The 12,866-nt window shown below is 42.7% G+C and carries 7 protein-coding genes and 1 pseudogene; 6 read left to right on the top strand and 2 right to left on the bottom strand.

Annotated features, from left to right (window positions below; genetic code table 11):
- The first annotated feature begins 379 nt into the window (after positions 1-379).
- The 3 genes from ACFQ0C_RS13135 (at position 380) to ACFQ0C_RS13125 (ending at position 2,911) form a co-directional block, all read left to right on the top strand.
- Entirely contained in the window at positions 380-817 is a 438-nt protein-coding gene (locus ACFQ0C_RS13135) for a DUF1641 domain-containing protein (protein ID WP_258216708.1), read from the top strand.
- 30 nt (positions 818-847) lie between these two features.
- Positions 848-2,026 carry an NAD(P)/FAD-dependent oxidoreductase gene (locus ACFQ0C_RS13130; RefSeq protein WP_258216707.1) on the top strand — a complete coding sequence of 393 codons (1,179 nt, stop codon included), beginning with the start codon at positions 848-850 and terminating at the stop codon, positions 2,024-2,026.
- Between the two features lie 144 nt (positions 2,027-2,170).
- Positions 2,171-2,911, top strand: a complete 741-nt coding sequence (locus ACFQ0C_RS13125; RefSeq protein WP_379367416.1) for a MerR family transcriptional regulator — start codon at positions 2,171-2,173, stop codon at positions 2,909-2,911.
- 93 nt (positions 2,912-3,004) lie between these two features.
- Here ACFQ0C_RS13125 and ACFQ0C_RS13120 read toward each other — a convergent pair whose 3' ends face one another.
- Both ACFQ0C_RS13120 and ACFQ0C_RS13115 read right to left on the bottom strand, forming a co-directional pair.
- Positions 3,005-3,232 (bottom strand): YiaA/YiaB family inner membrane protein, encoded by a 228-nt coding sequence (locus ACFQ0C_RS13120; RefSeq protein WP_379367482.1) that lies wholly within the window; start codon positions 3,230-3,232, stop codon positions 3,005-3,007.
- A 30-nt stretch (positions 3,233-3,262) separates the two neighbouring features.
- Positions 3,263-3,475: pseudogene (locus tag ACFQ0C_RS13115) on the bottom strand (YiaA/YiaB family inner membrane protein); the annotation flags it as partial.
- A 363-nt stretch (positions 3,476-3,838) separates the two neighbouring features.
- Here ACFQ0C_RS13115 and ACFQ0C_RS13110 point away from each other — a divergent pair.
- From ACFQ0C_RS13110 to fur, 3 genes are all read left to right on the top strand, one after another.
- Positions 3,839-10,207: an S-layer homology domain-containing protein gene (locus tag ACFQ0C_RS13110; protein ID WP_379367414.1), complete on the top strand. Its 6,369-nt coding sequence runs from the start codon at positions 3,839-3,841 to the stop codon at positions 10,205-10,207.
- Between the two features lie 315 nt (positions 10,208-10,522).
- Entirely contained in the window at positions 10,523-11,878 is a 1,356-nt protein-coding gene (locus tag ACFQ0C_RS13105) for a dicarboxylate/amino acid:cation symporter (RefSeq protein ID WP_379367412.1), read from the top strand.
- Between the two features lie 430 nt (positions 11,879-12,308).
- Positions 12,309-12,791, top strand: a complete 483-nt coding sequence (gene fur / locus ACFQ0C_RS13100) for a ferric iron uptake transcriptional regulator (protein ID WP_379367410.1) — start codon at positions 12,309-12,311, stop codon at positions 12,789-12,791.
- Positions 12,792-12,866: the final 75 nt, after the last annotated feature.

The raw sequence follows: 12,866 nt of genomic DNA, 5'->3' as shown, positions 1-12,866 counted from the left end.
AAAAAAGCATGGAAAATAGCAAAAAAACAACATCTTTATTTTCTGAGCTGCTGCGTTTCCATATATTTTGAAATTGTTACGAAGTATGCTTCCGGATAAAAATGCAAAGCATAACAATGAGGATGCAATTTATGTGATATTTTTAGACATTTTATTTAATAAACGGCTTGTTGCAAGCAGCATTTGGGAGTACAATAGAGTCTCAAACTACTACTCGTTCGCAGCAGCTTAGATAGGACAAACTCTAATTTCTATGTGAAGAATTTCACTAAGGCGAAATAATAAATACTAGTTTATTTATTTTTAATAAGGATAGGGACTGTCAATTTTACGCTGCGAGCTGGTATAAAGCATATGAATTAAGGAGGAGAAAGTAGAAATGTCACAAACAACTGCTCAGAGATCTGTTGAAGAAGCTTCCGCGGTACAAGGAATCATGAAGCCGGATGTGTTGGATCAATTGTTAAAACCAGAGGTGCAGGAAGCGTTAACTATGCTGGTCGACCAACTTCCGAAGCTTGCTGAAATGATGGCACTGCTTACGAAGACTTATGACTTGGCGCAAAAGGTAGCGACAGACCGGGTACTTATTCAAGATATGGTAGGCGGAATCCAAGAAGTTGTGAAGCCTCTTGAGGAAAAAGTGAGAGGTTATGCATCTGCCGCTATAGAGGCCAATGATCGCGCGGAGCAAAGCGAAGCAACGATTGGCTTATTTGGCATGATGAAGCTGCTGAAGGATCCGGAATTGCAGCGTATGCTTCGTTTTGGACAAGCTTACCTCGATATTTTGGGCGAAAGAAAAAAACAAGACTAAATTAACCTGTCAAAGGAACGGAGGATAAACGTGAGTAAACATATTTTAATTTTAGGTGGCGGCTATGGCGGCTTGTTAAGTGCTCTTTCCGCTCGTGCCAACTTAACTGTAGAAGAAGCAACCATTACAGTAATTAACCGTGTTGGATCGCATCAGATTATTACTGAGCTGCATCGTCTGGCTGCGGGTAATGTTGATGAGAAGGCAGTTGCTCTGCCATTGGAAAAATTGCTAAAAGGCAAAAATATCGATTTGAAAATCGGTACTGTTGAAAATATCGATGTCGAAGGCCGCAAAGTATTGTTGTCAGACGGCAGAACGTTTGATTATGATGCATTGGTGCTGGCTCTGGGCAGCGAAACTAATTACTTTGGCATTCCTGGTCTTCAAGAGAACAGCTTTACTCTGAAGTCCGTTATAGATGCGAACCGGATTTACAAGCATGTTGAAGAAAGAATCAGCCAATACAGCAAAACCAAAAACAAAGCGGATGCAACTTTCGTCATCGGTGGCGGCGGCCTGACAGGCGTTGAGCTTGTTGGTGAGCTTGCGGACGAATTGCCGGGTATTTGCCGTAAGAATGGTGTAGATTTTGCGGATGTGTCCCTATATCTTGTAGAAGCAATGCCAAGCATCCTGCCGATCTTCTCGGCCGATTTGATTGAGCGTGCGACTACGAGCTTAGAGAAGCGCGGCGTACAGTTCTTGACTGGTCTAGCCATTACTGAAGTGAATGGTCCAACGGTAAGCCTTAAGGACGGCAGAACGATTGACACTAGCACCTTGGTATGGACTGGCGGCGTACAAGGTAGCACGCTTGTTGCCAATTGCGGCGTTGAAGTCAATAGAGGACGTGCAACGGTTAACGAATTCATGCAATCCGTTTCCCATCCTGATGTATTCCTTGCCGGTGACTGTGCCGTTGTATTTGGAGCTGAAGGTCGCCCTTATCCTCCTACTGCACAGCTTGCATGGCAGATGGGTGAGCTTACCGGAGCCAATATCGCAGCTAATTTCAAAGGTAGCCCAATGGAAGGCTTCAATCCGGTATTCTCGGGTACCTTGGCGAGCCTGGGCCGTAAAGACGGCATTGGTTCTATCGGCGGAAGTGGTATCGAGCTTAAAGGATTGCCTGCTTCATTGATGAAAAAAGCGAGCAATGCGCGCTACCTTACACATATCAACGGTTTGTTTGCTCTTGCATACTAATATTTATTATTAGTACACTTGGCTATACCGTGAAACGGCGTTAATCTCACAAGGAGATCAGCGCCGTTTTTTCATGATTTTTTGATTGACTCTTACGTTACGTTATACTTTATAGTGATTATTGAAAGGAGGTCGAACAGGACAATGAAGGTGAAAGAGGTTGCTGATTTAGTTGGTATTAGCGTGCGTACCTTGCATCATTATGATGAAATCGGCTTATTAGTCCCGGTTGAGACGACAGATTCAGGTTATCGACTTTACTCGAATGACAATCTTGAAATTTTACAGCAAATTTTATTTTTTAGAGAGCTTGGATTTCCTTTAAAAAAGATTAAAGAAATTATTAACAGCCCTTCATTTGATCGAAAGGAAGCACTAGAGCTTCACCACAGCTTGTTGCTAGAGAAACGCAGTCAGCTCGATACCATGATCGGAACCATTGAAAAAACCATACAACATATTAAAGGAGAAATTCAAATGACCAACAAAGAAAAATTCGAAGGCTTTGATTTTAGCCATAATCCTTATGAGCAGGAAGCGCGTGAACGTTGGGGAGATGAAGCTGTTGACCAGGCAAATCTCAAACTGGGAAACATGTCAAAGGAAGAGCAAAAGGCGTTGCCTGAAACAATGAATGCGATCTACAAAAAGCTGGCTCCGCTTCGCAATGGATTGCCTGATTCCGCAGAGTCACAAGCAGCCATTGAGGAATGGTATGTTCTGTTAAACAAAATGGGCAGCTACTCACTGGATGCATTCAGGGGATTAGGTCAATTGTATGTTGATGATGAACGTTTCACTCAAAACATCGACGCCTTTGGTGAGGGATTAGCCCAATTTATGCGGGATGCTATGGCTGTTTATGCAGATAATAACCAAGAGTAATGGGATATCTTTTCGCAAATAGAGACGAAAACGAGTAAGCAAAGTCAACACTATCACGGTTGTGTCGACTTTGCTTATTTTTGTTGCAGCATGCTAAGCAGGATCAGATTCCAACTCAGGATGATTTATCTTATCCTCTTCATTATCACGGATTGTTTTTTGCAATACCAAACACGACACTATCAAGAATGCTGCTCCGATAGCGTAATAGCCTTTGACATACAGAGGCTCCTCCAGATTGTATAACCCGACATATTCGAACAGGATACCCAGGATGAAGCCGCCCCAAGCCATGAAGGTGAAGGCAGGTGTATTTCTCATGCGATGCGTGTAATCATGTTCTCTGATGAAATGATCTTCGTCATTATCACGAATCACCTTCTGCAGCACGAAGGCGCTTATAATGATCAGTACTCCACACACGGCATAGTAGCCTTTTACCGATAAAATTTGATCCAGAGTCCATATACCGATAAAGTAAAACATCGCGGCAATTGTGAATGCACCCCAGGCCATGAATGTATAAGCGGGTGTATTTCTTCTTTTATAGAAGTTCTTTTTCATATAGCTTGCACTCCTTTTGGGTTATGGGAAATATTTCTTGATTTCATCTTACGTCTCTTATAGGATTTTCAGAAGTACTATCTTTTTCTAGTACCGATGGTCAATTAATCTGTTATTTAACATAAATTTAATATCTATGTGACCTTCACTTTACATTCAACTGTTATTTTGTAATAGGTGTCCGTCATTTTACTAGATTCATTTTCATCAATTGAAGGGAGAGAACATTGTGGAGGGGCGCTTCTTCGGGGGCAGCCTAGGCGAATGAGGTTATCGAACTCTGTAATTCTACATAAGCATCTAGTTCATTTGTAGGATGGTCTGTCCAATTACGTTTCTATGAAATTTTGAGGGGGAAAAGAATTGGTTCATCAAAGTGTGAAAAAAATTGCAATACTAACAATCATCATGTCCTTATTGTTCTCTTCTTTTATTAACATCGGCTTGCTTCAAGTTAATGCAGCTGCTCCGATTTCGGTAGCGGATGCGATGGCTAGAAATAATGACGGCAGTACTCAAACCGTAGAGGGCTATATAATTGCCCATACTTTATCAACAAATAGCTATAATTTTACGGCACCTTTTGCCGGGAATACGAATTTGGCTATAGCGGATAGTCCAAGTGAGACCACTGCATCTAAAATCATGCCTGTAGAGCTGCTAAGCTCCCCTAGCTCAATTAGAGCAACATGGGGCTTACAAAGTAATCCAACTAACATCGGAAAGAAAGTAAGAATTACCGGTAATCTGGTTGCTTATTTTTCTGTAAAGGGACTTAAAGGAGCAACATCATTTGAATTAGTTCCTGAAAGTGGAACCGTTGCGAATGTTACAGCCCAACCTGCTCCAGGCGCTGTGGCAGTTGGGACGACAGTTAATCTTCAAACCACTACGGCTTCCGCTAGCGTTTATTACAGCGTTTACGGAGCTAACGGAGCAACTGTTGCTGAGAATGTCTATTACACAGCTCCAATTGCAATAAATGAAAATACCACTATCAAAGCGTATGCCCAAAAAGGTTCACTGAAGAGTGATGTCTCGGAGTTTGCGTACACAGTTCTTGGCCGCTCCGATATTTCGGCTGCTCGTATGGGAACTAAAGATCAGAGGTTTATGATCGAAGGAACAGTTACATATATCGATGGTGCTGCAACAGCGAATTTCTATGTTCAGGATAGCACAGGAGGTATTGTTGTTCGCGGTAAAGACCTTCCAGCCAAAATTGGAGATAAAATTCGTGCAACGGGTTCACTTGACATCTACTTTGGCCTGCAAGAGTTAATGGTAGTGGCCTCAGATGTAACAGTATTAGAATCTGATGCGGGTGTCCCAAGCCCTCTGGCCATTGATGGAGTTGGGTTTGATGAAGCAAACGAAGGTCGCCTTGTGAAGATTGAGGATGTTACTTTTGACTCCGTAGATATCAAAAAGAACTACAGAGTTACCAACAATAACAAATATATTGCCAAGTCGACTTCCCTTCTTGAAACAAACAAGCATTATGATGCGATTATTGGTGTATTAACTTATGATTTTGACGAATATAAGATTCTTCCGCGTTCTTCATCGGATGTTTTGGAAAACTCGCTTATTGTTTTATCGGACAAGGAATCAGGTGTATATGTTACAGGTACTAAAATTAGACTGATGACTCCTAAAACAGGTGCGAAAGTTTACTATACTACTGATGGAAGCACACCAACAGCAGCAACTGGCATTTTGTACACATCCGATTTTGTGATGCCAAATAATGATGTGGTTATAAAAGCAATTGCAGTTAACGATTCCAGAGTTAGCGAAGTATTTACCTTTAAATATGTGAAGCAGCAGACCTATTCGAACAAGAAGATTCATGATATTCAAGGTGCTACACATATCTCGCCTTTGGCTGATCATATGGTAAGAGGCGTTGAAGGGATCGTAACATATAAGGAGAACGGCAAGTTCTACATTCAGGAACTGGACGCTAACATCGATAATGATGTGCGTACTTCTGAAGCAATTTTAGTCAAATCCACAGCTAACGTGGCTATCAAAGATCTGGTCCGTATAGACGGTACTGTTAGAGAATTGAAGGAAGATGGTTACGCTGACGCGAATGACTTAAAGACAACGGCAATTGAGACTTCAACAGTAGCTGTAGTGTCTAGCAACAATACCCTTCCCAAAGCGATTGTTATTGGAACTGATCGTATGCAGCCTAAAACGATAATCGATAACGATGGCATGTCCGTGTTCGACCCTGAAGAGGATGCACTTGATTTCTACGAAAGCCTAGAATCCATGCGTATAGAACTAGTCGACCCAACTGTTGTTGGTCCACTCAATAACGACTTTACTGTGGTTGTAGGAGATCAGACTGGAGAGATATTTACACCTAATGGCGGGCTTATGTTAACGAGTTCTGACTCCAACCCGCAACGAATATTAGTTAAAAATGGCACAAAGGTAAAAACAGGCGATAAATTCAATGGATCAATCATTGGAGTTCTTGGATACGATTATAGCATTTATAAGGTATTGCCTTCTGACCCGATGCCAACATTGGTTGCCAAGAACTATTCTCAGTCAGTAACCTCTATAGTGTACGATGAGAATAAGTTGACAATTGCAGGTTTTAACATTGAAAACTATACAAATAGTACAGCTGCCGGAAAAACAAAAACTCCTAAAATTGCTAAGGCAATCAAGGAAAATTTATTATATCCGGATGTTATCGGACTAATTGAAGTTCAAGATAACAGTGGAGCTACAGATGATGGCACAGTAGATGCAACTCAAAATTACGAAGCTCTCATTAAAGCCATCAAAGATGCAAACGGGCCTGAATATGGCTGGACGGACATTGCACCGGAAAATAATAAAGACGGTGGTGCAGCAGGTGGTAATATTCGTGTTGGATACCTATATAACACGGCTCGCGTTTCCCTTGTAAGCAAACCTAAAGGTGATACCTATACAGCGGTAACCTACGGTGCAGATGGATTGTCTCTTAACCCAGGCCGTATTGATCCTACAAATGTAGCATTCAGAAGCTCTCGTAAGCCATTGGCTGCAGAATTTGAATTCCGTGGTGAACGTGTAGTTGTAATAAATAACCACTTTAATTCAAAAACAGGAGACCCGGCTTTATTTGGCTCCGTACAGCCAATGCCAACTCCTTTAAATAGTGAACCACAGCGTCATCAGATCGCAACAACTGTAAACGGCTTTGTAAAGAGCGTTTTACAGCAGAAGCCTGATGCTAACGTTGTGCTTCTTGGAGACTTTAACGATTTTCAATTTTCTCAAACACTCAATATTGTAAAAGGCAACGAATTGACCAACATGGTTGATAGCTTGCCGGAAAACGGGAGATACTCTTATGTCTTCCAAGGCAACTCGCAAACACTAGACCATATGCTGGTTGATAAAAAGCTTGCTCCATATGCGAAGCTGGACATCGTGCATACGAATGCGGATTTTGCAGCGGCAGATCAAGTAAGCGACCACGATCCACTGCTTACACAACTGGACTTAGCTGCTAAGAAAGCATCACAATCGCAAGGCAACATCAAAGTCCAAATTCTCGGAGTCAACGACTTGCACGGCAATATCGACAGCAAGTTTAACGAGAAGGATTCCGGGATTAACCGCGATCTTGACGGCGACGGGAAGAAAGATAAAGACTTAGGCGGTATGCAGTTCCTTGCAACGCATATTAAAGCGAAGAGAGATACCAATCCGAACACGCTAGTCGTTCATTCCGGGGACATGGTCGGAGCGAGCCCACCATTGTCTGCCTTGTTCTATGACGAACCAACGATTAAAGTATTGAATGAAATCGGCTTCGATGTAGGTGCGGTAGGTAACCATGAGTTTGACGATGGAACGAATGAATTGATTCGTCTTGCAAAAGGTGGAGTTAATCCGAGCGGTAAAGATTATGAAGGTATGGAATTCCCGATTCTTGGTGCAAACGTAAGATATAAGGCTAACAACGAGCATGTGTTCGAACCTTATGTTGTGAAGGATATCGGAGGCGCTAAAATCGGATTTATCGGTGTTGTTACGGAAGAGACGCCATCAATCGTAATTCCGACAGGCATTCAAGATCTCAAGTTCACAAGCGCTGTTGATGAAGTCAATGCAGCGGTAAAAGAGTTGAAGGCGCAAGGTGTAAGAGCAATCGTCGTATTAGCACATATGAGCGCAGATATGAATGACAAAGGACAGCTTGTGGGCGAAGCGGTAAATCTTGCAAATGGTGTGGATGATGAAGTAGACGCTATTTTTGCAGCGCATAACCACAAGGAAGTTAAAGGTACAGTAAAGAACAAGCTAATTGTTTCAGCATGGGAGTACAGTAAAGCATTAATGGATGTAGATTTGGAAATCAGCCGCGAAACAGGCGATGTCGTATCCAAATCAGCTGAAATTCTTTATAACCTCCGTACAGTGGATGCTGATGCGAAAGTACAAGGCATCATTGACGAGTACAAAGCGCTTGCAGGTCCGAAATTGCAAGAAGTCGTAGGTCAGAACCTGAATGAAATGACCAAAGACTATCCAGGTAAAGGCATTGGCAAAAATTCTGACTTTGCATTAGGTAATATGATTGCTGATGCAATGAAAGCCGAGATGAAGGCTGACTTCGCTATGATGAATGGCGGAGGCGTACGGGATAATCTCAATGTGGGCGAAATTACTTGGGAAGAGCTTTTCAAAATCCAGCCGTTTAATAACACGTTAGTGAAAGTAGAAGTAACCGGAGCAGAGATGAAAGCAATCGTTGAAGCTCAGCTTGGTACGGGCTCTACATTCGGTCCGGATTCACACGTTGGGGGCTTCCGCTATACTTGGGCTCAAATAGGCTCGACGAGAAAAGTCATTGATATTACACTGCCGGATGGTACGCCGCTAGATCCGGGCAAGACGTACAGCCTTGTTGTAAATAGCTTTATGTACACAAGCAATGATGCAAGGTACATCCAAATGCATACGAATGGCAAGAACCCGGTACAGGGTCCTGAAGATTTGCCAGCAACGGTTAACTTTGTGAAAAATCACGTAGGTCCGATCAATTATGTAGCTGAAGGACGTATTCGTGAAATCGCAGCGCCGGATGCAATCGCACCGACATGGCCGGGTAACAAGTCGCTAACGGCTTCAGGCATAACGAGAAGTAGTGTTACGTTAGTATGGACACCAGCCACGGATAATGTTGCTGTTACTGGCTACAAAGTGTATAACGGAAGTAATTTGGTTACTACGGTCACAGGCTCGACTTACAGCTATACAGTAGACGGACTTTCACCAAGAACAAATTATGTATTCAAAGTAGAAGCTGTTGATGCAGCAGGCAACGTTACAAAAGAAGGTCCGTCCTTGGAAGCTATTACCTTGGCCCAATCTAGCAGCGGACACAGCTCCAGCCCTAGTCCGGGTACAGGAAACAGCTCCCCAGGTCAGGAAGGCACTGGAGCTCCTGCTTCGACGCCGAATGGTGCAGTGCTGAAGCCTAATGATGCAGACCTGAAAAAAGAAACGGCAGCAGACGGCAAAACAGTAACGAAGTTTACGGTCAATTCGGAGTCTCTCGCTCAGGCATTGAAGTTGAGCAGCGGCAATGAAACGGCTAAAACAGTTGTAATCAACATGACTAATGTCCAAGGTTCGGTAAAAGTGGAACTGCCATCCAACGCGCTTAAAGAGGCTGCGGCAGATGCGAAAAACACTATTATCCGCATTGAGACTGAGAACAAATCATACAATTTGCCTCTTAGCATTATTAACGCCGGAGCACTTGGAGCAGCATTAGGAACAAGTGCCGATAATGTAAGCATTAGTATAACAATCCAAGCGGTGACAGGTGCTGAAGCGCAACAGATCAACACAGCGGCAGCCCAGCCTGGAATGAAATTATTATCCGATGGAGTTAGCTTCACTATTACGGCAGAGGCCAATGGTAAAACGACAGAAGTAAACGATTTTGGTACAACTTATGTTGTTAGAACGATCACTATCAATGAGCCTGTAAACAGTAATGAAGCAACTGCAGTTGTATTCGATCCAGCAACAAAAGAAATGACATTTGTACCAGCGTTATTTGAAAAGGTTGACGGCAAGACGGTAGTAAAAATAAAACGTAATTCCAACAGTACGTACACGGTTGTGAAATTGGAGAAAACTTTTGCAGACTTGAAGGGACACTGGTCGCAGAAAGATGTTGAGCTTCTCGCATCCAAGTTGGTTGTGAAAGGTCAGACGGATAGCCAGTTTGCTCCGGATAGCGATATCACCCGTGCCGAATTTGCTGCACTTCTTGTCCGTGCGCTTGGTTTGAAGGTGGATGCTTCGGCAAAATCAAGCATTAAAGACATCAAGGATGGCGAGTGGTTCGTTGGAGTGTTGGGAACCGCAGTAAAAGCAAGCTTGATGGAAGGCTTCGAAGATGGAACTTTCCGTCCTAATGCCAAGATTACACGTGAACAAATGGCTGTAATGATAAGCAGAGCGATGGCGGCAGCGGGTAAAGTCGGAGACAGTAAGAAAGCCGATGTTACAGCAAAATTTGCTGACGGAACCCAGATTCATGATTGGGCAACGGACGCTGTTGCTAAAAACACAGCTGCTGGTATCATTCAAGGTACTTCGGAGAATAAGTTTATGCCTGCGCAATTTGCTACAAGAGCAGAAGCGACAGTAATGCTGAAACGACTTCTCGAGTTTACAGAATTCATTAACAAATAACAGATTTTCCATAAAAGCAGGCTGCCGGGAAATCCCGGCAGTCTCTTTTACAAGAATAGATTTTATATGTTTCGGGGCTTCCCGCAAAGTATCTGAATCAACTTCGAAGCAAGACACCACTTTGTGGAGATATTTTATACGATACAATCCAGCATAGAACTGAATGTACATGTATATACTTACATGGACTAATTTACATTGGGAATTTGCAAGGGGGATTATGGGAAAATAAATATATTGACAAATAGTTACCCTAGCCTTAATATTTGTTTATTCCAAGTAACATTATAGGATTAAAAGGGAGGCTGTACGAGAATGAAAAATAACTTACTTCTTGCGTTTCAAACCAACTGGGTCAGCTTGCTGGTTTCGATTGTCATTATCGGGATATTAGTATTGTTGGCGAAGAAACGCGTCGGCTTTGGCGTTCGCGTATTTATAGCGCTAGGACTTGGACTTCTGGCGGGCATTATTTTCAACACTTTCAAGCTGGATTATAAGAGTGTTAGTACCATTGGTACGATCTATGTCAATTTGATTAAAATGATGGTTATGCCATTAGTATTCGTTCTTGTAATCAATAGTATTTCGTCTTTGGCAAGTATGGCTCATTTGCGTAAACTGGGCGTTAAGACGATCCTGTGGTTCCTGTCCACGACTGGGGTAGCTGCCATAATCGGTTTGATTGTTGCGCTGGCCGTTGATCCGGGTAATGGAATCAAAGCCATTGTACCAAAGGATTTCAAAGTGAGAGAAGTTCCGACCTTCTCCCAAGTTATTCTGGACCTGGTGCCATCAAATCCTATCAGTGATATGGCTGCAGGTAAAGTAGTTCCGGTGTTAATATTTGCGATTTTCATTGCTGTGGCGATCGTACATATTAGCTCAAGAAAGCCGGAGAGCGTGGAGCCTGTGAAGCAGTTTATGAAATCGGCGACTGATGTGCTGCATCAAGTCATCAAATATGTAATCCGCTTAACACCTTACGGCGTATACGCATTGATAGGGGCTATGGCTGCAAAGTACGGTTTGGAGACTTTAGCTCCATTGGTGAAGATTATCATTGCTTCATACATCGCTCTTATCCTTCATTTTGTACTGGTGTTTGGCGGGTTGGTTTCGTTTGTTGCCAAGGTCAATCCAATCAAGTTTTTCCGCAAAGCATACCCGACAATTGCTGTAGCCTTTACTACTCGCAGCAGCTATGCAACACTTCCTGTAAATCTGGAAGTCATTACGAAACGTCTGCGTGTTTCACCAAGAATCGCAAGCTTTGTAGCACCTCTGGGCGCCACAATGAATTTTAATGGATGCGGTGGTGTGTGGCCAGCCGTTGTCGTTATCTTCGTAGCGCGTGTGTATAATGTACCGTTGGAGATTACTGATTACATTGTACTGATACTGGTGAGCGTTATATCTTCTGTAGGTGTAGCAGGTGTGCCGGGTCCGGCTGCAATTTCCACAACAGTCGTATTGACAGCTATGGGACTGCCGCTGGAAGGTATGGGCTTAGTGCTTGGTGTCGAAGCGGTTATCGATATGGGCCGTACAGCCGTCAACGCGACGGGAACGACAGTTACTGCACTGCTGGTAGCAGATTCGGAAGGCGAATTCGACCGGGCTGCATTTGACCGGGATGAAGAAGATGAGCTTGAAGTTGCAACCGCATAAGGAAGAAAAATCTTATTCACCCTATACGTTCATTGGTTTTGAAGTAAATTAAAGGAGTAGACCAAGTAATCATAGTTAGCCAGCCTTTGTACGGCATATCTATGATTGCGGGTTTACTCTTTTTTATTATAATAACAGACTTTATTAGTTTTCAGCGAAGCTGAAGAAGTCTGTTATTACAAGAAAAGCTACCGCTTAGACACGAATGTATCTTCATCGAAAGGGCTTCGAATAGAAGCTTTTTTTATGGTTTCTACAGGTTCATGAAGTTTTAATTTGCGTATTTGACAAAACTGTATTACGATTAGATTAGAATCATTCTAAATAACAAATCATAGTATAAATAACTATTCAACCTAACATAGCTTAAATGGGTAAGTAGGGGAGTAAACAGCAATCAGTAATCAGTAATCAGGGAGGTGCCTCATTTATGATGAACATCATGGAGGAAATCGACAAGATCAACCAACAATTAAGAATAAAAGGCTACAAGATGACCCCTCAGCGTGAGATTACATTAAAGGTCTTGCTCGAAAATGAAAAGGATCATTTGAGTGCTGAAGAAGTGTTCATGCTTGTAAAAGAACGGCATTCCGAAATTGGGATCGCTACGGTTTATAGGACATTGGAATTGTTCGCTGAGCTTCATATAGTGGAGAAGATGAATTTTGGTGACGGGGTAGCGCGTTTCGATCTTCGCGGCCAGGAAAACACCCATATGCATCATCATTTGATTTGTAATGTATGCGGTGCGTTAAAAGAAATCAAGGAAGACTGGCTCGGTCAACTGGAGGAGCGGGTAAAACATGAATACGGCTTCCAAGTGACTGATCATCGTCTGGATTTTACCGGGGTTTTTAATAATTGTAAAAACACGGAATGCAAGAGAGAAGGCAAGGCCAAGGCTGTATAATCGTTGCTAGTCAATAAATGGGAAATAATTCCACTATATAGCGCGCGAGTCGAATTACTCTGATACGGATAGGTT

Source organism: Paenibacillus sp. GCM10027630 (genome assembly GCF_042676305.1).
Classification (GTDB): Bacteria; Bacillota; Bacilli; order Paenibacillales; family NBRC-103111; genus Paenibacillus_S.
The sequence above is the reverse complement of the archived record's forward strand: the minus strand, read 5'-3'. Positions and strand labels throughout refer to the sequence as shown.

Excerpts from the sequence above, each read along its gene's own strand:
- ACFQ0C_RS13135 (WP_258216708.1), top strand. The coding sequence starts at position 380 with ATGTCACAAACAACTGCTCAGAGATCTGTTGAAGAAGCTTCCGCGGTA.
- ACFQ0C_RS13125 (WP_379367416.1), top strand. The coding sequence starts at position 2,171 with ATGAAGGTGAAAGAGGTTGCTGATTTAGTTGGTATTAGCGTGCGTACC.
- ACFQ0C_RS13120 (WP_379367482.1), bottom strand. The coding sequence starts at position 3,232 with ATGAGAAATACACCTGCCTTCACCTTCATGGCTTGGGGCGGCTTCATC.
- ACFQ0C_RS13105 (WP_379367412.1), top strand. The coding sequence starts at position 10,523 with ATGAAAAATAACTTACTTCTTGCGTTTCAAACCAACTGGGTCAGCTTG.
- fur (WP_379367410.1), top strand. The coding sequence starts at position 12,309 with ATGATGAACATCATGGAGGAAATCGACAAGATCAACCAACAATTAAGA.